The sequence below is a fragment of the Rhodohalobacter sp. 8-1 genome, assembly GCF_038150125.1.
GTDB lineage: Bacteria > Bacteroidota > Rhodothermia > Balneolales > Balneolaceae > SW132.
In genome coordinates this window covers 89626-110619 of the sequence record NZ_JBBVMF010000014.1, presented here as the reverse complement: position 1 = coordinate 110619, position 20994 = coordinate 89626, and the positions used below count along the sequence as shown (strand labels likewise).

Below are 20994 nucleotides of genomic sequence, written 5' to 3'. Positions count from 1 at the left end.
ATCTGAAAATTAGTTATTTAGTGATTGGTTAATTGCCGGAGCTGAAGTCAAAAAATAGGTTCTACCGGAAATTTTGTGGGTTGATGACAAAATATGTGAATAATCGCTTAGACCATCTTCAAAATTTTCCAAGATTATGAGCCATTGCTTTTGCAGATCCTTCTCTTCGCCATCAACTGCAATGGCTCGATCAGGATGACACGGTCGTTGGTTAGTATGGGGGCGGCGTGAACACAGTCGTCATTATCAATATCGCTTTCTCATCACGCCGCCCGAAACCCCAGCCTAAAGATTGTCATTCTGAATAAAACGGTGGTTTACCGTTTTGTGAAGAATCTGTAAAAGCAACATGTTTTGTTCTATCTGATAACCGGGGTAATCTTTTGGATAACTCATCTGGTTTAATGAAACTGTGCGTAGGATTATTACAATTACCCACAAACTTTCCGGTTGAACCAAAAAATAATTTACAAATGAAATGTCGTAAGCAACCTGTCAGCCGAAGGTGCCGCAACAGCGGTACACCCACTGCCCCGAAGGGATACCTATGGGGGATCTGACAGCGTTGATTTTTGACGCTGACATCCCGAAGGTTCGGGACGGAAAAGCACCGGTAATGCAGTCAGGTCTGCATCGAGAAATGAGTAGTTATCTGTCAAGAGACGTTGTGTCGGCTGATTCTGATTCCATCATACGCATCTCTTCCTCAAATTCGATAGCATCGAGGTCTTTGAAACGAATGTCGGTAGTGTCGGCGGGAGTTTTTGACGGCTCAATCCGCTCATGGACAACCCAGGCATCGGGATATCTGTTTTTCAACATTCCTGAAAAGTGAACTGCCCGTTCTCTATCCTGAAAGTCACCTGCCCGAACTCGATAGTGGGGTGACCGAAAAACAACGTATGCATCAGGTTCGTAACCGGCAATCACTGAATCTGCCCATGCAACGAAATAATCCCTCACAGAGTCTGCTTCTGCTACATTTCGGGTACTTAACAGCTGGACCCGAAAACCAGCGTAAGGGTCAGTTTTCCGCTCATTCATCACAATCTCCTGCAAATATAGATCGGGAATGTATACCATGTCTTCAGAATAGTGATTGCTTAATTGACTGCGGGTGCTAAGCAGCAGGCGCTCAGTATTGGATAGGGATTCATTCCTGTAATCTTCTGCAAGGTTATCGGGTTCGGATGGCCTTGAATCGTCTTCGTCTGATGTTGATTCAGTGGTGGCACAGCTAATGGCCAGGAAGACCCCGCAGATAATTAAAAGTAATTTGTTAAACATTTAATACATTTTTGTTCGGTTAAACACCAACGGGGTGCCAGGTTGTTTTTATCTCCTGGAAATCCATGATGTAATAAGGATTTTCATGGGTTGGATCAGTCCAGTCAACATTCATAACGTGTCGACTGCGTTTTACGCTTAAAGCACAATTCTCATCAATTTGTTTCCGTAAATCTGCATCTTTATTAGCATTAAACACGCCGTTCAAGTCCAGATGCGCACTCAAGTGTGAAATCATTTCATTCTGGTAGCCTGTAAGTATATTCACAACTCCGCCCGGCACATCAGATGCATGGAGTACTTCACCAAAACTTACGCCAGACAGCGGATAGTTTTCCGATGCGAGAATCAGAACTGTGTTCCCTCCGGCTATGACTGGTGCCATCATACTTACAAGACCAAGCATCGGACTTTGCTGCGGCGCGATCACTCCAACTACGCCTGTTGGTTCAGGCATACTGAAGTTGAAGTGGCTGCTTGCCACCGGATTTACAGTTCCATATACCTGGCTGATTTTATCGGTCCAACCAGCGTAGTAAATCAGCCGGTCGATTGAAAGTTCAACCTCTTTTAAAGCCGTTTTCTTTTTGATATCCATGAGTTCCATTTCATGAACAAACTGATCTTTTCGGCCTTCCAGCATTTCAGCAATTCTATAAAGGATTTGTCCGCGATTGTAGGCCGAGCGGTTCTGCCAGCCCTTTTGAGCGGCGCGCGCTTTAACCATGGCGTCACGAGCATCCTTTCGCGTGCAGCGACATACATTGGCAATGGTTTTGCCGCTTTTATTCTCGAGGGCATAGGTATGGCCAGATTCGCTTCGTGGAAAGGCACCGCCCACATACGTTTTATAGGTCTTCAAAACATCGATTCGGTTACTCATAGGAATTTTATGTCAGATTCGATTATACCAGATTTACATATGGATAGAGGCCGTGAAGTCCGCCTTCGCGCCCAACGCCGCTCTCTTTATAGCCGCCGAACGGAGAGGTTGGATCAAATTTGTTGAACGTATTTGCCCAGACGACACCGGAATCCATGTTGGCACCGATATTGAATATTTTCGATCCGCGGTCCGTCCAGATGCCACTCGATAATCCGTATGGCGAGTTATTTGCTTTTTCGATGGCTTCTGATGGCGTTCTGAACGTCTGAATGGTGAGAACAGGGCCGAAGATCTCTTCCTGGACAATTCGGTTACTTTGAGATACGCCCATAAACAGTGTAGGCTTGCAAAAGTAGCCGTTTTCAGGGAGATTGTTGTTTGTTTGATACATTTCGGCACCTTCCGATTTACCGATTTCGATATACTCGTTTATGCGTTCATACTGGGCTTTCGAGTTAATTGCACCGATATCGGTATTTTTGTCCAGAGGATCACCAACAATAAGAGTTTCCAGTCTCTCCTTTAGTTTTTGGGTGAGAGTGTCAGCAATTCCTTCCTGGACCAACAGACGCGATCCCGCACAACACACATGTCCCTGGTTAAAAAAGATTGCGTTGATAATGCCTTCAATAGCCTGGTCGATGGATGCATCCTCAAAGACAATGTTTGCTCCTTTGCCGCCGAGTTCAAGCGTGTATTTTTTGTCTGTGCCGGCAACTGACTTTTGAATAATCTTGCCTACGTTCGTTGAACCGGTAAAGGCAATCTTGTCGATATCCGGATGGTTTACAATAGCTGACCCCGTTTGTCCGGCTCCGGTTACGATATTCACAACCCCATCGGGTAATCCTGAATCTCTGCAAATTTCGGCGAATTTTAGAGCAGTAATGGAGGTTGTTTCAGCCGGTTTTAGCACAACAGTATTTCCGGTTGCGAGGGCGGGAGCAATTTTCCAGGCGAGCATCAAAAGCGGAAAATTCCATGGAATGATCTGCCCGCATACGCCGAGAGATTCGGCTTTCCTTCCCGGGAATGCGTAATCCAGTTTATCTGCCCATCCGGCATAGTAGAAGAAATGAGCCGCTGCGAGTGGTACATCCACATCGCGGGATTCACGAATAGGTTTTCCGCCATCCAGAGATTCCGTAATGGCAAGATCGCGGGATCTCTCCTGGATCATGCGGGCAATACGGAAAATATATTTTCCGCGCTCCTTGGCAGGAAGTGTACTCCAGCGTTTATTGTAGGCAGCTCTGGCAGCTTTCACCGCTTTGTCAACGTCTTCTGAGGTTGCTTCTGAAATTTCAGTGAGAACCTCTTCTGTTGCGGGATTGATAGAGCTAAACGTACGTCCTTTAACAGGGTCAACAAACTCACCGTCTATGAAATGCCCGTATGACGGTTTTATATCAACTTTATCGCTGCTTTCAGGTGCACTGCTGTACTCCCAGAAAGACGCAAAATCGAGCTTTAAATCTGCGTTTGGTGATGTGGGCTTGGATGAACCATTCGTTGACTTTGTATCAGTTGTATTCTTTTGATCAGTGGTAGACATATCTATAAAATTTGGTAATCTGAATGTGCAGTTCTCATAGCTGAGCGATGAAAGACTCCGATATTAATCGTTGGAAAAATAGACACTGCTCTGGTAAACGCCGGTTTCCTGTTTTACAATCTGCATCAACAGATCATTTGTGAGTGAACTTGCTCCAAACCTAAACCATTTGTTAGACAGCCATCCTGCACCTAGGGTTTCTTTAACCAAAACGAGATACTGAAGAGCTTCTTTCGCTTTTCGAATGCCTCCGGCAGGTTTCATTCCAACCATCCGGCCGTTTTCTCTGTAGTGGTCGCGAATGGCTTCGAGCATGACGAGCGTGACGGTCTGTGTGGCTGCCGGCTGTATTTTACCGGTCGATGTTTTAATAAAATCAGCTCCTGCATGCATCGCCAGGTCACTCGCCTTTCTGACATTTGTGAGTGTTTCCAGTTCACCTGTTTCAAGTATAACTTTCAAATGTGCATTGCCACAGGCCTCTTTAACAGCGGCTATTTCGTCAAAAACATAAGTGTAATTTCCCTTTAAAAATTGACCGCGTGAAATCACCATATCGATCTCATCCGCACCTTGATCAACCGCAAATTTTACATCGTCGAGTTTGGTTTGAAGCTGAGCCATACCACTTGGAAATGCAGTGGCTACACTTGCTACTTTTACAGACGACCCGGCTACCGTTTTTTTAGCTACGGATACCATATTTGGATAGACGCAAACAGCTGCTACGCTTGGTAGATCAGGCATAGACGCGTAGGGCGTGATAGCCTTTCGGCAAAGCTGTATAACTTTGCCTTCGGAATCTTTACCCTCAAGTGTTGTATGGTCAATCATGCTGAGTGCAAGTTTCAGCCCCTGGACCTTCGATTCCTTTTTGATACTGCGTTTATTTAGCCTTGATACCCGTTCATGAACGCCGATGGTGTCAATAGGAATAGTTTGGCTAAAATCTGGGTAGGTCGTAGTGCTCATATTGTATATCGATATTTTAGTATGTCTTTGAAGGTACGGAACTTAAAAGCTGAGTAAAAGAACTTGAGAAAATTGATGCAGTACGCTGTTTTTTGCCTGAAAAGTGAGAACATGCTGTCAAAATTGAGTCATCCCGCACCCCGAAGCGGGATCTCCCATCTTTAACAGGTATGGAGTAAGCCATTGACAGGATTTACATATCGAACGAAGATGGGAGATCCCACGCCACGGCGTGGTATGACTCCATAAAAAAACCATAGGATGAGTCAACCAAAATTTGTTTGACAGTACAAAAAATAAAAACCCGACATTACTTCATAATACCGGGCTTAAAAATTCATATCCAACGAATATCCTACTCCGGTCCTGCCTCTATAATTTCTTTGGAGGCTCGCTCTTTGAACTGGTTAAAGTTTTCGGTAAACATGTCAGCCAATTCATTGGCTTTATTGTCATAAGCATCCTTGTCTTCCCAGGTATTTTTGGGGTTCAGAATATCTGAAGGAATACTGGTGATTTTTGACGGAATCGCAAGCCCAAATACAGGTTCTTCATTGTATTCCACGTGATCCAGATGGCCTGAAAGTGCTTCGCTGAGCATTTTACGGGTATGGGCTAATTTCATTCTGTGACCTTTTCCATACGGCCCACCAGTCCAGCCGGTATTCACAAGCCAAACATTTGAGTTATGAGTCCTTATTTTTTCCGCAAGGAGCTCGGCATACACGGTGGGATGAAGCGGCATGAATGGTGCACCAAAACATGCAGAGAATGTGGCCTGTGGCTCAGTAACTCCTCTTTCTGTACCCGCAACTTTAGCGGTATAGCCGCTGATGAAATGATACATCGCCTGTTCTGGTGTCAGCCTGGAAATTGGGGGAAGTATTCCGAAAGCATCTGCAGTTAAGAATACTATACTATCAGGGTGGTTTCCGCGTCCTGTTTCACTTGCATTCGGGATGTAGTGAATAGGGTAGGCACATCGCGTATTTTGTGTGAGGCTGTCATCATCGAACACGGGTTTTCTGTCTGCATCAAGTACGACATTTTCCAGAATAGTGCCGGGCATTTGGGTTGTCTGGTAGATTTCCGGTTCTTTCTCTTCTAAAAGGTTGATCGTTTTCGCGTAGCATCCGCCCTCGAAGTTAAAAATACCTTTTTCACTCCAGCCGTGTTCATCATCACCAATCAGGATTTTATCTGCATCTGCCGATAGTGTGGTTTTTCCAGTACCTGATAAGCCGAAGAATACAGCCGTTTTACCGTGTTCATCCATATTGGCTGAGCAGTGCATAGCCATCACGTCTTGTTTAGGCAAGAGGTAGTTCAAAACTGAAAAGATACCTTTCTTTACCTCACCGGAGTAGAGAGTACCGCCAATCAGAATCAATTTTTTTTCGAAATTGCAGAGGATAAATGTGCTCGATTGCGTCCCGTCAGTTTCGGGATCTGCCTGGAATTGAGGGGCTGCAAGAACTGTAAATTCCGGTTCATGATGTTTAAGATCTTCTTTATCAGGCCGGATAAACATATTGTGAGCAAATAGTGCGTGATAGGCAACCTGGCTAACAATCCGAACGTTCAGCCTGTAATCCGGATCCGCGCCCGCATATAAATCCTTGACGAAGAGATCTTTATCCGCAAGATAATCGGTCATCTTTTTGTGGAGATTATCAAATACCTCTTCGGAAACTGGTTGATTAACATCCCCCCAGTCAATGCTGTCGGATGTTGTTGGTTCGTCAACGATGAATTTATCTTGTGGTGAGCGGCCGGTATATTTTCCGGTAAGAATTCTTATCGCCATTTTGTCGGTAAGTATAGCCTCGCCTTTTTCCAGGGCGAGTTCGTATAGCTGAGACGGATTCAAATTCCAGTATACAGTCTTGGCATTTTCTAGCCCCAGATCGTCAAGTCCGATATGACTTTTGGGCTGACTTCCATAGTCGTGTTTCATGGAAAATTCTGTTATGATTTTTAAACAATTTAGAAATTTGTGCGAGCTAATATTCTCTATAAAAAAGCGCTTTTCTATTATAAAAGGGCATCTTTGACGAGTAGAAGCTATTTCATGTGATTTTGGGTTTTTCCCAAAAATTAATAGGGTCGAAATATACCGCTATTTCAATCTTTTTTACAGTGAAATCAGCGAGGAATATTTCTGGCGGCTTGGGATGGAAATCAGTTACCGGTTTCGGGAATTTGGTGAGAAAAATTCTGAGTTATCAAAGATTCAATAGCCGTTGCTCTGAAACTGGTTTTACCTTCGATACTGGATATAATTTGATGAGCCTTCTTAAGGTAGGTTTTGCCCTGATCCTTTCGGTCTGTTTTGAGATACATTTTGCCCATGGCTGCCGAGGCGAGTCCATACTCAATCGAATGGTTGGGATGAAGGTACTTCACCTGTTCATAGCCCTTTTTGATTTGCTGCTCTATTAAATCTAAATCGAAATCTTCGGTTTGATCATGCAGCCTTGATTCAGCCATTCCAATTAATGATCTGGCGATAAATGAACTTCCGTCGGGTAAGTGAGCATTGAAAATCGCGTGAACTTTTTTATAAAGAGCAAAAGCCTCATCCGTCCTGCTCCTCATCAAATAGAGTTCGGCCAAACTGAATAAATTGGTTGCTGTTTGTAGTTCATTCTCGCCCAGCAGTTCTCTATTAATCTGAATCGATTCTTCCATTAACGAAATGGCCTCATCAAATCGACCTTGGTTTCGTTTTAAAATGCCGAGGTTATTTAAAGTTAACGCTACCTTAGGGTGAGATTCCCCGAAAAGAGTGCGCCGCATGTTTAGAGATTTCGTCAGCATTTCCCGTGATTCATCAAACCGGCCAAGATTAAGCAGGAGTGAACCGAGATTGTTATAGCTCATCGCAATCTCTGGGTGAGCCGTATCATAGATTTCCAGCCGTTTATCAAGTACATCCCGATAAATTTTTTCTGCTTCAGCAAGGTTTCCGCTGGTATGCATCGTAACCCCAAGGCTACTTAAGCTGGAAAGTGTAAGCGGGTCATCCTGCCCCAGCTCTTCTCCATAAATAGTGATTAACGATCGGTAAATGTCCTCGGCCTCCTCATACTTACCGAGACGCCGGTAGATATAAGCAAGCTCTGCATTGGCTTCAGACATGGCGGCCTGTCGTTCACCCTGAATAGTATTTCTTTTGCTAAGTGCGTTTTCAAGCATTGATTGTGCTATAAACAAGTCCCCCTTCGCACTAAGGAGTATTCCCATCTGTTCATAGCTAGAGATGGTCTCGAGATTATCATCACCGAACAGCTGTATACGAAGTGCAATTGACTGCTGAAGAAGATTGGTTGCCTCGTCGTATTCGCCGAGCTGAGTCAAAATCCTGCCAAGAACTTCAAACATATTAGCCTGAATTTCTGGCTGATTTGATAAATATTTGGTTCGTTCAATACCTCGATCAAGCAAATCCCTGGCTGAAATATCACCGCCAGCGGCTTGATTAGGAGCTGCGCCCTGAAACAGATTCAGTACAAAACTTGTCACTTGCGTGGCTTTATTTGCTTCCATCTGAGCGATATCACGTTGCCGCTGAATATCGTGCGTGTAAAAAAGAGCTGAAATGAGTGCTGCTATCAAAAATGTTGCTGCTGCGGAAATAAATCCTTTGTTCCGGGCAGTAAATTTCTTTGTAATGCTAAATGCCCCGTTATCACGCGATTTTACCGGAAAATTATTTTCATAGCGGATAAGATCCTGAACCAGGTCTTCAACAGTTTGATACCGATCGTCGGGCGACTTTTGCAGACATTTTTGGACAATAGCGTCCAGATCATAATTCAATAGATTAGCTGTTTTTGAAGCAGTGGTTGACCGTGCAGCGAGAATCCTGGCTCGAGTGTCCGTCGGAAGTTCTTTAAACCGCTCGGCCAGAGACTTCGGGACTTCATTTTGAATGATGTTGACAACAATTTTCAACGGCTTTTCTTTAAGCGGCAGCGGATGAACGCCGGCAAGCAACTTGTAAAACAACACACCGAGTGCATAAATATCAGATGCAGTTGTGGCAGAAAATCCTTGAATTTGTTCCGGTGAAGCGTTTGAGTAGGAGACAAAGCGAGATTGCTCGGACTTATCAGCAGCAGGTTCATCAATATTTGAACCGTCAATCAGTTTGGCAATGCCAAAATCCATGACTTTCACTGTTCCGTTATCTGTAATAAGTATATTTTCAGGCTTCAGATCGCGGTGAATCACCAGGTTTTTGTGTGCGTATTTTGCCGCGTTGCATACAGATTTGAAGAGCTCAATGCGTTCGGCTGCCGATAACCTGTGTTGGTCACAGTATTCATCGATGGGCGTGCCGTGAACATATTCCATGATAAGGTAGGGAATATTAGTATCAGTGACGCCGCCATCATATAAACGCGCAATATTCTCGTGATTGAGACCAGCGAGTATTTGCCGCTCGCGGATAAAGTGGTCGTAAATTTCAGATTTATTTAAGCCACTCTGAATTATTTTGATGGCGACGGAGTGCTTAAACTGACCGTCGGTTCGTTCACCCAAAAAAACTGCGCCCATGCCGCCTTCACCAAGGAGAGATGTAAGCGTGTAGGAACCAATCTTATTGCCGATTAGCTCAGCATAGTTTTCAGAAAAAAGATCGTCTGATGCAATTTCATCCTCAAGTTTATCTTTCAGCAGTTTACTTGAAGAGAAAAATTGATCAGCTTTTGCCACGGATGCCAGGAATGAATAAACGTGCTGAATCAGCATCGGTCTGTTGATGCATCGTTGTTTGATGAAGGCGTGTCGCTCCTTTTCAGGAATATCCAACGCCTCATCTACAATGGCTTCAATCTTATTCCATTCTTCTGTTGTCATTCACAAACCCGAGACTTCAGACGACGCAACGCAGATTATTTAATAAGCGTCATCTTTTTCGTTAATACTGTATTACCGGCAGACAATCTATAAATATAAACGCCACTCGACAAATGACCGGCGTCAAAATTAATATTATGCGTACCGGCCTGTCGGGTTCCTTCGTCGATGGTTGCAATTAGCTGGCCTGTGAGATTATAGACACTCAGTGAAACTTCTGATGATTCGGGCAGGCTGTAGCTGAGGACTGTAGAAGGGTTGAAAGGGTTAGGGTAGTTCTGGCTTAGTTCATAGGATGTAGGAAGATTTGATGTGATTTCATCTTCATTTGAAGTAAGAAGCTCAACCTGAGCTACCTTCAACTCGTCAACAATAATACTTCCCTGCAGTTCGGACTGTCCTTCGTTATAGCTAAGCTGAATACTATCAATAAACAGTTCTCCATCCAGGTTACCGTCTCCGTTAACCCAGGCATTTGATGTTTCTTCTGTCATTTCCCAACGGACCAGCCGCCAGCCTATCCAGTTTATATCAATCCAGTCGCTGGCCTCAAGCTGATTGTTTGAATCCCGGATAACAAACCGCATCGGAGTGCCCGATCCATCACCAAATACGTATGCCAGCATCTCGTCGCCGGCGTTAAATCGCAGGCCTCCGCCTTTATAGATTCGAATCAGATATGGGCCTGCTGATGCTTCGTCCCAGCCGTAGTTTATACGCATGGCGCCGCTGCTTCCTTTTTGGCTCAGGTGATCGACGGTTTCGTGCGGCCGCCCGGTTATTTCTGTAGCAATACCACTTGTTGACCCACTTTGTTGAGGTTCCCACCAATCGGTAAGGCCCTGGTTGAAAGAGTCTATGTATCTGGGGTTAACTATCCCGTTTCCCGATGTGAGAAAACTAATAGAAATTTCGTCAGCGGTAGCATTCCCGAACTTATCTTCAACTCCCGCCGGTATGACCACGTCGTACGAGCTGGCTGCAACCAGGGGTGTGTGCGGAATGAGTTGAATAACACCGCGATCGTTTAATTCAGTATACTCTGCGGTAAAGTCGGGATCCGCAGTCGATGAAGATGAAAGTTCTACTGCCAAACCATTGATGACATCCTGATTAAGAGGTTCATTAAAAACAAGCTGAATAATATCTTCATTGAAGAAGTTGAAGCCTGAATTTATCGGGTAGCTGGTAACCAGTTGCGGGGGATCGGTATCCTGGCCCGTGGTATTTATAACAGCGGAATAGGTGCCGCCTTCTTCTCCGTCTGCATCACCGTCTAGCATGTTGTCAAACTGGTCAAGAGCCGTATCATTAATAGTGAGCGTGTACTCAGTCAGATAATCAAAATTACCGGTTCGGATACGGATTATCTGATCATTTTGCCAGCTCACTGTGTATTCAACATCAGGAGACATTACAATTGCATCTTCGACCGTCTGCCGGTTCATAGCCCTGTTAAACTCAACCAGGAGATTTTCACCCGGCATAAGGCCTTCTTCGGGGTTGTAGTACAAAGAGTCCACCACTGGGGCAAGGCTTGATAGGAGTTCGACATCGGCAAATGTAAAATCATAAGCATTTACAGATACAGTAACAGTTTCCGAAAAGTAATTTTCTGCATCAACGGTCAGCGTCAGCTCCGAATTTGGAGTCAGGCCTGAAAAGTAATAAAAGCCATTGGAGAGCTGTTCCGGATCATTTGAATATTGGTTGAAAACAGATTCGTATGTATCGGTGATATATGTATTTCCGTTTGCTGTAACAGTTGCCCCATTTATGGGTTTGCCCGTTTCCTGGTCATTTATCACACCGGAAAGAATACCAATTTCCACGCGGTCAATACTAAGATATTTCATATACGACCAGAAATGACTTTGCGCCTCAATTCTGAGGTAATCCTCATTCATATTCAGCTGATTCTGCTCCGGGTTGGTATGAAATCCGCCTTCGGACAGAATAGAAGCCATATTTGATGTTCGATTAACAAAAAGATACGGGTACTGATTGCCGGCACCATTTTGGTAGAAAGTACGATCTGCAAATGTGCCTCTTGTCCCGATTCTCATCGCGGAGGGCAAATCTACATTCATGATATCGCCCATCGCCTGTCCGCCGGTAGGCGTCTTTTCCACAATTTGATTTTGATAATTTAGCCATCCGCCCCAAAGAAACAGAGTTGAGTTTGCACTCGGGGGACCCGCATCACTGTGAACGGAGTGGTAAAAATCTGCGGCAACACTATTAGCGAAGTCGGTACGCTGCGTAAGGCTTACAATATCGGTTCCATTATCCCGCGTTAGGTATACGTCTGAAATATCGGTTTTTGTTAGCAGCATTTCCTCGAGGTGAAGGGCGATAGTCAGCACTTTTTCAGCTTCAGAAAAATTATAGATGCCCATATTCTCAGTCTGGCTGTGGCCGGGATCAATCACAACAGACCAACCATCAAAACCGGTAATTTCGGGATCCTGAGCCGCTGAAGGGGCAGCTTGAAAAATTAAAAATGATACGATTAATAGTGCGCTTAGGGATAGCTTTTTAAGTAAAATGTTTTGAAACAATTTCATCTGTAAATCTCCTGTTATTTCGTTTCAAGTTCGAGCACAAAAATGCCGCTTTCATTGGCCGCATGGAACGCAATTTTGGAGCCATCAGGTGACCAGGACGGGTTCATGGCTACCAGGCCGGATGATGTGGTGAAGTAGAGGCACTCGGAACCATCTGTTGTAAAAGCAACGATATCGGATTTGGTAATTTGATACCCATCGTCGACAGCTAACATTGCGGCAAGATGTCGGCCATCGGGTGACCATTCGGGGCGATTAGCCCGGCCCAGATCTACCACATTCGAACCATCAGTATTCATGATGTAGAGATTGCCTCCCATCACTTCAAATGCTATCCTCTGGCCGTCCGGAGAGGGTGTGGCATTTAAAAATGTTTTCCCTTCAAAGGGTACAATTGTATTGTAAGAGTCAGATTGCGCGGTTGCAACCTGGATGGCAGACCGATTATTCAGTACCACAGGCTGTACTATTTGCTCACCTGATAGTGTCTTTTTCATTCGCTGTTGAAGGCCTGATTCGAATGTTTCTACGCGATCTCTAAGAGGAAGTAAAATTTCCTGCTGATCTGCCGAAAATACAGGAACAGCCGGCATTTGATTTCGGTAGTCAGTTAGCTGCCTGGCTTCACCCGACCCCGCTGAATAAAGTTTAACAGCATGTGTTCTTCGGGGACCGTTTTGTCTGGAATGCCGTGCCAGCAGGTAATTGGAATCGTGCGACCACGAGAATCCAAATCCTACACTTTCATCATCCGTAATCTGACGGATGTTTTCACCGTTTGCTTCCGCAACCCAAAGCCCTTTTTGTTTGGCAGATGTGAAAGCAATTTTTGACCCATCAGGTGACCATTCCGGATTGATGATATCGACGCCCTCCACCTCAGCTATTCTGGAGATCTCTCCGGCAACAGGTTTTTGTGCTATTGTCAGGGATGTAAGCAATGTACCCCAAAGAGTTAGGGTAATAATCAAAAAGTAAAAAAGTTTCATAAGTGCTTTGTGCTGTATGTTTAAAATTGCAGTCAGAATTTTGTCGACATCGCCCTTTTTAAGATGACTCTAGGTTGAGGCATCAGCAGCATGTCTTCACTTTAAACTACTTTAGAATTTTGATATTGCAATAGACTTTTAGGTATGGAAGCGGTCCCAAATTTGGTGATTAAAGCGATATGTTCAGATAGAGTTTTGATAAAAAACTTCTATCCAATATTATAGGTTCAGGATAGCTTGAAAGCAGCAGGTTATAGTGCTGTTGTCAAAACTTCAAATATAAGGACTTGGTATTGAATATGGGTCAAAAGCCGCTACTGTTAACGATTCTTTTCATTTTCATTTTCAGCACTGTTGCCATGGCCCAAACAGGCCGAATAGAAGGTACTGTAGTTGAGCAAGGGACAGAAAATCCGCTGCCAGGTGTTAACGTGATAATTCAAAACACGACACAGGGCGCTCAAACTAACGTAGATGGATATTTTTCAATTAATAATGTGTCACCGGGAGTCTATACGATACGGGCAAGTATGGTTGGATTTGCTCCGGTAATTTTTGAAAATGTGGAGGTAAATATCAATGAGGTCACCGAAATTGATTTCGAACTTCGCGAAGAGATCATTGAAGGCGAGGAAATAGTCGTACAGGCTGTAATGCCGGTCGTTCAAAGAGATGTTTCATCCAGCAGAGCAAATATCAGCCGGGAGGATATAGATAATCTTCCAATCACATCTGTAAATGAAGCGATAGGTCTTCAAGCTGGAATACAAGGATTGAGTGTTCGGGGCGGAAGTTCGGATCAGCTTGGTTTTAATTTAGATGGACTGACTTTAAGGGATGAGAGAGATAACACTCCAATTACAAATATAAGTCTTACCTCAGTTGCGAATATACAGGTGCAAACGGGTGGTTTTAATGCTGAATATGGAAATATCCGATCTGGTTTAGTACAAGTTACAACAAAGGAAGGGCGTGCAGATCGTTATGAGGCTGATGCAATTATTCGATATCGACCGCCTCAGGAGAAACATTTTGGACCGTCAGTAAACAATCCCAATTCTTATTGGATACTGCCATATATAGATGATGATGTTGCCTGGACAGGAACTGATAATGGAGCCTGGGATATTTACAGGCAAGAAAACTATGATGATTTTGAAGGTTGGGATTCTGTTGCTGATCGTTTTAATGCAGATGGTAATCCGGATACCGATATAACTCCGGAAGGAGCTCAACAGGCGTTTTTATGGCAGCATCGAAAAGAAATTGGTATTACAGAACCCGATTATGATTTGGATATGACAATATCCGGCCCTGTTCCTGTTGTGAGCTCCAAACTTGGTGATCTGAGGTTTAGCGCATCTGTCAGGGAGACCCAGACAATGTACATGGTACCACTCTCACGCGATCGCTATAAGGATCGAAGTTTTCAATTCAGATTAACATCAAACCTGCAGTCCAATATTAAATTAAGTGTAAACGGGCTGTTTGGTGAGCAAACTGGAACGACTGATGAAAATAATGGCGAGCCAGGTTTTTTTACATCTGCGCAAAGCCAATCAGAAGAAATGGAGCGTGTTAGCTTTATAAGATCCCGGATTTATTCAACCGACTACTGGGCGCCTACGAAAAGAAATACAAGCAGTATAGGAGCAAAACTGACTCATTCTCTCGGCAGCAATACATTTTATGATGTATCTATCAATAGAGTGCAAAGCAGATACGATACAAATCCTGGCAGACTGAGAAACACAGATCCGGTCATATTTTTTGCCGGGAGAGGCTTTGATGAAGCTCCTTTTGGTTTTTCTCCCGATAATGCAAATGGAATAGGATCCGGTATGCGTATGGGGGTTGGGATGAGTACGTCTCGAGACAGCAGTAGTGTGGCTACATATACCGGTAAAGTTGATATGACCAGCCAGATCAATCAGAATAATCAGGTGAAAGCCGGTATCGAACTGGTGTTATCCAATCATGAAATAAATTATGCACGGGTTGACCGGGGACTCACGTCCAGCAATGTATTTTCAAAATGGTCGAACGACCCACTGAGAGGGTCTGCGTATGTTCAAAATCGGCTTGAATTCAGAGGAATGATTGCGAATTTGGGATTAAGGCTCGATTATTCAAACCCAAGAACTGAATGGTATGAATTTGATCCATATACCGATGTATTTATAGGAAGAGGCGACCAGGTAGATGAACTTTTAGAAACTGAAAAGCCAGATATACAGCTCACTTTAAGTCCAAGAATGGGTATTAGCTTTCCTATCAATGAGGACAGCAAACTCTTTTTTAATTATGGTCACTTTTATTCAATGCCGGATCCTGAAAATCTCTTCATGGTTCGCTTAGACCCTGATAATAATGTGACCAGGCTTGCAAATCCTAACAATCCACTGCCAAAAACGGTAGCCTATGAATTAGGGTACGAACACAATCTATTCGATCTGTTTCTGGCAAGAATATCGGGTTATTACAGAGATACCAGTCAGCAGCCCACGCAAATACAGTACATAGGTATTAACGATCAACCTAACTATACGGTTAGCGAACCTTTCTCGTATCGGGATACAAAAGGTGTTGAATTTACATTTCGAAAAGTCGCAGGTAGTTTAATTCGGGGTGAAATTAACTATACATACAGTGCCACTTCGGGTGGTTTATTTGGATCTTTGGAAAACTATCAGCTTGCGTCAGAACAAAGAAACTATAACAGAAGAACGGGGCCGCTGGACAATGCACAATTCAGACCTGTTCCACGTCCGTTTGCAAGGCTCTATATTGACTTTTTAGCACCTTCAGAATTTGGCCCCAGTATCGGTGACTTTTATCCACTTGGAAGCTGGACACTTAGCACTATTGGTCGATGGCAAGAAGGGATTAGTTTTTCATGGGCAGGTGGCGGACCCACAACACAGGAAACACTGAACAATGTGGTATGGAAAGATTACTGGATGTTAGATGCCCGACTAAGTCGGGAATTCAGTGTCGGAGGTGTTCGTAACATCGGTTTCTTTGTCGATATATCCAATGTATTAAATCTTCAAAGAATGAATTTCTTTACAAATGCAGGTTTTGTGGACGGGCAAGACTATAATAATTATATGAACTCCCTTCATTTACCTGCAGATGTGGTAGCCACATATGGTAATCCGGAAACATCATTAACCGGGGATGACCGCCCTGGCGATTACAGGGATTTCGGAGTAGATTTTGTACCAATTGAAGCGACCACAGATTTGCAAAATGTAACTAATGCAACTCCGCGTGCTTTGTATTGGGTATCAGGTGAAAACCAATTTTACCAATTTACTGATGGACAGTTTGTCCAGGCTGAACAAGGGTTTGTTGATGATGTGATGGATAACAAAGCCTATATTGATATGCCGAATCAAAATTTCTTCACATTTTTCAATCCCAGATCTTTCCAATTTGGCGTGAAATTTTCGTTTTAATTTCCAGGCAATTTTAAACTGTCGAATATTTGAATATGATTTTAAGCTTAAGAATTAGAAAAATAATAATACTGATTGGAATATTATCAGCCGTCTGGGCCCTTCCGACACAAGCTCAGTATTCATACAGATGGATGGATGTAGGTTCTCTGCACAACTTCTATTCAAATGGAGGAACAGAAATTGAGCAAGGGTTTATTGATGAACAGCAATCGGGTCTCCGCTGGCCTGCAATATATCAAAGCCAGGATGCACAGGCAGCCAAAGGCCTTTGGATCGGAGCAAGAAATGTTACTGATGCGAATGGAAATTCATTCCCCTTTAGAGTAGCCCATCTTGGTCCTCGTGTGAATGGTCAAAGTGTATTTTTTCCGATCGAAGATGTTATGTACTCCAAATACGATGAAACCTTTGTATTTGTAGATGATCTTCAGTCAGTTCAGAATTTTGTTGAGATAGACGAAGTTGATCCGTCTCTTCCTTCAGACAGAATGTATTATACAAAGTCTAATACATTACTGGGAATCACTGTTGAACGCACGATCATGCAGTTTAGTCAAGAATTTCACGACAATTATCATGTTATTGAGTTTGTATTTACGAACACCGGTAATGTGAATGGTGATGACGAAATTGAACTACCCAACCAAACACTCGAGGATGTTGTTTTTTATTTTCAAAATCGATGGGCACCCGTTAGGGCAACACGATTTGTAATGGGCAATGCTACCGGCTGGGGAATTAACACAATGGTCGATCGTAGAGGAGATGGTTTACGCCCGGAAGAAGAAGAAGACTTTAGGGCTCATTATGCATGGCATGGATTTTATCCTGATAGACTGGTGGAGTATGATAACATTGGAGGCCCCATTTGGGAGCCCAACACCGCACGAGGTTATCTGACGGAAGCCGATACAACAGGACGGTTGGCAGCTTACCACTTTTTAGGACGAGTTACTTTGCACGCAGATACATCACCTACCGATGCCACCGATGACCCCGGGCAACCTTCAACAATGGATGAAATTCATTCTGACGATAATTTAAACTTTCAGAATGATTCATTTAACAATGTAGTGATGCAGCAGGAATACGAGCGGATGACAGTAGGGCGAACTGCGCGTCATGCTTTTAAAGTGGAATCATCTGGCCTTCCCGGTTTTATAGAACCTTCCGGTGATCCATCCCTGGGTACGTCAGGTGGATTTTCAGCTGCAAATGGATATGGTCCTTATACTCTTGCACCAGGAGAATCTGTTAGGATTGTCGTGGCAGAAGCAGTGTCAGGAATTAGCCGAGAGCTCGCAAATGAAACCGGAGTATTATTCAAAGATGGAGAAATTACTGCAGCCGAGAAAAATCAGATCGTCTTTCAGGGCCGGGATTCTCTTTTTCAGACATTTGATAGGGCAATAGCGAATTTTGAAAACGGCTTTTCTGCACCTGCACCTCCTCCGCCGCCAGCTACCTTTAACGTAAATTCAGGAGGAGATGGCATTTTTCTTGACTGGACTTACCCATCGGGTGAAGATGCTAACATCAGTGGATTTGAAATTTATCGTGCACAATCTCAAGTAGATAGTACCTATACACTGGTTCATGAGGCCGGTCCCAGTGAAAGAACGTTTGCGGATACCGATGAAACACCTGAGCCTGCAGGCCCTCCTATCCGGGGTAGAAATTATTACTATTATATTACTGCCGTTGGTAATGCAAATAATAATGATGGTTCTGCACTTACACCTGAAAAACCTCTTAGAAGCAGCCGGTATTACACTCAAACGTTTGATCCGGCAAGTTTACAACGACCTCCCGGAGAAGCCCTGAGTGAAATACGTATAGTACCCAATCCTTACGTATCCACTTCCGCTGCAGAACTTAGGTACGATATTCAAAATTTGGAACGGGTACAGTTTTTTGAAGTTCCCGGCAAAGCTAAAATCCGTATTTATACAGAGCTGGGTGAACTTATCCGAACGATTGAACACCTCGATGGGAGTGGTGATGAGGAGTGGGATTTAAGAAATGATTCGCGGCAAAGGATAGTAAGTGGAATATATATCGTAGTGTTCGAGGACCTCGAAACCGGGGAAACTACGACAAGGAAAATGGCTGTAATATTTTAATCTAAAGAATTGAAACTGTGATAAAAAAGATACTGGTAGTTTTATCCGCCTTACTATTCACTCTGATTAGCTCATTTAGCTCTTTGGCACAGGAGAAACGTGCTCAAACTACGATGAAATTTTTAAGTACTCCATTGGATGCTCGTGCTGCAAGTATGGCCGATGCTCATACTGCTTTTCAGTTGGGGGCCACTGCAATGTTTTATAATCCTTCCTCAATGGCACAAATGGAAGAAAAGGTAAGTGTAACTGCAGGTTACCTGGAATGGATTGCAGACATTACCTATAACTCTGCAGCTATTGCCTATAGACCGTCGGATGGCAGATATGGTATTGTAGGTGCGCATCTTTCGTCGGTTGATTATGGAGATTTTCAAGAAACAATTCCCGATGGAAGTGAGAGTGGGTATCAAGACCTGGGTACGTATTCTCCATCATCCTATTCTGTTGGAATATCTTATGCTTTTCCACTATCGAGTGAATTTATGATCGGTGCCAGTGTAAAATACGTCTCGTTGGATTTGGCAAATGCAGTCGTTGGTTTTGGAAGCGGAGAAGGGGGGCTTACGAGAAGAAATTTTGATTCTAATACACTTGCCTACGATTTCGGGTTACTCTATAAGGTGGGTTTCGAGAGTTTGAAATTCGCTATGTCTGTAAGAAATTTTGCCACTGACGTAACGTTTGACAGAGAAGAAACAGAATTGCCACTTACATTCAGGATAGGCCTGTCAATGAATCTGTTTGACCTTACGGAGATTGATGACAATATGCATCAATTCAACGTAGCTGTAGATGCAAACCGTCCGAGAGATTATTACGAACAGCTGATGATTGGTGGTGAGTATAAATTTATGAATAGATTCTCACTCAGAGGTGGATATGTTTTTCCGGCTGATGAATCGAACGTTTCATTTGGAGCCGGAATCACCCAGCCAATAGGTGATAGTTCATTACAAATTGACTACTCATATACGGCTTTTGGGATCTTTGATAATGTGCAAAGAATAGGGGTCAAATTTGGGTTTTAAAACGAATCACGAAATGAAATTAGAGCATTTGAAATTTGATGTTATGAAACAATCCTTCTTGATTGTAATAGTCTTAGGTATGGTGTCCATGATTGGATGCAACGGCGAGTCCTCAAGTCTTTACGATCCAAATTATGAACCAGAACGTCCGGACCCGATTATATCAAACATAGAACCGGAAGGCGGTTGGCTGGGCGGAGTTGATGAAGTTATTATAACGGGTGAAAATTTTTCAGATGTTGAAGAAGAGAACCGAATATATTTCAATGGTGAAATCGGAACTGTAAATAGTGCAAGTCAGACTGAAATTCGAGTACGGCCTGCTGTCGTTACAGGAGAAAACGTACCTGTACGTATGGCTGTCAGAAAAGCACTAAACTTCTCAAATACGATTGAATATCAACTTGATCCGGCCGTAATACCTGCTCCCGGATCTATTGGTGAAGAAAATGTTCTTGGCATAGCTACAGACATTTCAGGAAATATCTACTATTCTTACCAGGATGGCGATGGAATACCAAGGGGAGTCCGACGTTGGAATACAGAAAACAATAGTGTTGAACAGTACATTACATCCCGCGTAGATTGGATTTCTTTAAAAGTCGGACCAGACGACTTGATCTACGCAACCAGAAACAACCGAGCCATTTACAGAGAAACAGACCAAAGAACAATAGACACTAATCCATTTGCTATAGGTGCCAATGGAGAGGCATTTCGAGATATTGACTTTGATCCGGATGATAACTTGTGGGCTGTGGGTGACAATGATAATATTTTTAGAATCAATATTACTACAGGAGCCATTGAACGGTTTCCCTTTGCAGCTGACTTGCGGGCTGTAAGATACTATGATGGAAAATTATACATGGGTGGAAGATTTGATGACGGAAGTGAGGCCGGATCTCTCGAAATCTGGACAATGGATGTAAGCGATGGGGAGGCTAATAATCCTCAACAACTTCTGAATCTCACTGAGGTGGCTGCAGTCGATTTTACTTTGTTTACGCTGACATTTGATTCCAGTGGTACGCTTTTTATCGGAGCAGATACAGGAACCGGCATTTATACCTGGAGTGAAGGTGCAGGATTGCAGGAATTTTACCCCGGACTTATAGAACCGACAGCTTACGCATTCGCCTGGCATGATAATTTTCTTGTGGCGAGTGCAACGAAATTTGATGAGGATACCCGGTTCGCTCTTAAGATTGATGTTCGTCGACAGGGAGCCCCCTATTACGGTATAGAATAGGG

Annotated in this window: 12 protein-coding genes; 4 read left to right on the top strand and 8 right to left on the bottom strand. The window is 43.6% G+C overall.

Features of this window, described 5'->3' with window-relative positions; all coding sequences use genetic code 11:
* Positions 1 to 648 precede the first annotated feature (648 nt).
* The 8 genes from AABW11_RS13740 to AABW11_RS13705 all read right to left on the bottom strand — a co-directional run bounded on the left by AABW11_RS13740 (position 649) and on the right by AABW11_RS13705 (position 13122).
* Positions 649 to 1287: an SPOR domain-containing protein gene (locus AABW11_RS13740; RefSeq protein WP_340105692.1), complete on the bottom strand. Its 639-nt coding sequence runs from the start codon at positions 1285 to 1287 to the stop codon at positions 649 to 651.
* A gap of 19 nt (positions 1288 to 1306) precedes the next feature.
* Positions 1307 to 2170, bottom strand: a complete 864-nt coding sequence (locus AABW11_RS13735; RefSeq protein WP_340105691.1) for an aldehyde dehydrogenase family protein — start codon at positions 2168 to 2170, stop codon at positions 1307 to 1309.
* Positions 2171 to 2192: 22 nt separating this feature from the next.
* Positions 2193 to 3728 (bottom strand): aldehyde dehydrogenase family protein, encoded by a 1536-nt coding sequence (locus AABW11_RS13730; protein WP_340105690.1) that lies wholly within the window; start codon positions 3726 to 3728, stop codon positions 2193 to 2195.
* 63 nt (positions 3729 to 3791) lie between these two features.
* Positions 3792 to 4700: a deoxyribose-phosphate aldolase gene (gene deoC / locus AABW11_RS13725; protein ID WP_340105689.1), complete on the bottom strand. Its 909-nt coding sequence runs from the start codon at positions 4698 to 4700 to the stop codon at positions 3792 to 3794.
* A gap of 355 nt (positions 4701 to 5055) precedes the next feature.
* The gene (gene pckA / locus AABW11_RS13720; RefSeq protein ID WP_340105688.1) at positions 5056 to 6657 is read right to left on the bottom strand and encodes a phosphoenolpyruvate carboxykinase (ATP); all 1602 of its coding nucleotides are present in this window, start codon (positions 6655 to 6657) and stop codon (positions 5056 to 5058) included.
* 224 nt (positions 6658 to 6881) lie between these two features.
* On the bottom strand, positions 6882 to 9566 hold the full coding sequence (locus AABW11_RS13715; protein WP_340105687.1) for a serine/threonine-protein kinase: 2685 nt from the start codon (positions 9564 to 9566) through the stop codon (positions 6882 to 6884).
* A 35-nt stretch (positions 9567 to 9601) separates the two neighbouring features.
* Positions 9602 to 12133: an N-acetylmuramoyl-L-alanine amidase gene (locus AABW11_RS13710; RefSeq protein WP_340105686.1), complete on the bottom strand. Its 2532-nt coding sequence runs from the start codon at positions 12131 to 12133 to the stop codon at positions 9602 to 9604.
* A gap of 14 nt (positions 12134 to 12147) precedes the next feature.
* Positions 12148 to 13122 (bottom strand): hypothetical protein, encoded by a 975-nt coding sequence (locus tag AABW11_RS13705; RefSeq protein WP_340105685.1) that lies wholly within the window; start codon positions 13120 to 13122, stop codon positions 12148 to 12150.
* A 299-nt stretch (positions 13123 to 13421) separates the two neighbouring features.
* On the opposite strand from AABW11_RS13705, the gene AABW11_RS13700 reads away from it, so the two are divergent.
* The 4 genes from AABW11_RS13700 to AABW11_RS13685 are packed head-to-tail and all read left to right on the top strand — an operon-like array spanning position 13422 to position 20992.
* Complete coding sequence (locus AABW11_RS13700; RefSeq protein WP_340105684.1) at positions 13422 to 16583, top strand: TonB-dependent receptor; 3162 nt, start codon at positions 13422 to 13424, stop codon at positions 16581 to 16583.
* A 35-nt stretch (positions 16584 to 16618) separates the two neighbouring features.
* Positions 16619 to 18709, top strand: a complete 2091-nt coding sequence (locus AABW11_RS13695) for a hypothetical protein (protein ID WP_340105683.1) — start codon at positions 16619 to 16621, stop codon at positions 18707 to 18709.
* Positions 18710 to 18726: 17 nt separating this feature from the next.
* A complete protein-coding gene (locus AABW11_RS13690) occupies positions 18727 to 19740 on the top strand; it encodes a PorV/PorQ family protein (protein ID WP_340105682.1) in 1014 nt (337 codons plus the stop codon).
* 43 nt (positions 19741 to 19783) lie between these two features.
* A complete protein-coding gene (locus AABW11_RS13685; protein ID WP_340105681.1) occupies positions 19784 to 20992 on the top strand; it encodes an IPT/TIG domain-containing protein in 1209 nt (402 codons plus the stop codon).
* Positions 20993 to 20994 lie beyond the last annotated feature (2 nt).

Excerpts from the sequence above, each read along its gene's own strand:
- AABW11_RS13740 (WP_340105692.1), bottom strand. The coding sequence starts at position 1,287 with ATGTTTAACAAATTACTTTTAATTATCTGCGGGGTCTTCCTGGCCATT.
- AABW11_RS13735 (WP_340105691.1), bottom strand. The coding sequence starts at position 2,170 with ATGAGTAACCGAATCGATGTTTTGAAGACCTATAAAACGTATGTGGGC.
- AABW11_RS13730 (WP_340105690.1), bottom strand. The coding sequence starts at position 3,728 with ATGTCTACCACTGATCAAAAGAATACAACTGATACAAAGTCAACGAAT.
- deoC (WP_340105689.1), bottom strand. The coding sequence starts at position 4,700 with ATGAGCACTACGACCTACCCAGATTTTAGCCAAACTATTCCTATTGAC.
- pckA (WP_340105688.1), bottom strand. The coding sequence starts at position 6,657 with ATGAAACACGACTATGGAAGTCAGCCCAAAAGTCATATCGGACTTGAC.
- AABW11_RS13715 (WP_340105687.1), bottom strand. The coding sequence starts at position 9,566 with ATGACAACAGAAGAATGGAATAAGATTGAAGCCATTGTAGATGAGGCG.
- AABW11_RS13710 (WP_340105686.1), bottom strand. The coding sequence starts at position 12,133 with ATGAAATTGTTTCAAAACATTTTACTTAAAAAGCTATCCCTAAGCGCA.
- AABW11_RS13705 (WP_340105685.1), bottom strand. The coding sequence starts at position 13,122 with ATGAAACTTTTTTACTTTTTGATTATTACCCTAACTCTTTGGGGTACA.
- AABW11_RS13700 (WP_340105684.1), top strand. The coding sequence starts at position 13,422 with ATGGGTCAAAAGCCGCTACTGTTAACGATTCTTTTCATTTTCATTTTC.
- AABW11_RS13695 (WP_340105683.1), top strand. The coding sequence starts at position 16,619 with ATGATTTTAAGCTTAAGAATTAGAAAAATAATAATACTGATTGGAATA.
- AABW11_RS13685 (WP_340105681.1), top strand. The coding sequence starts at position 19,784 with ATGAAACAATCCTTCTTGATTGTAATAGTCTTAGGTATGGTGTCCATG.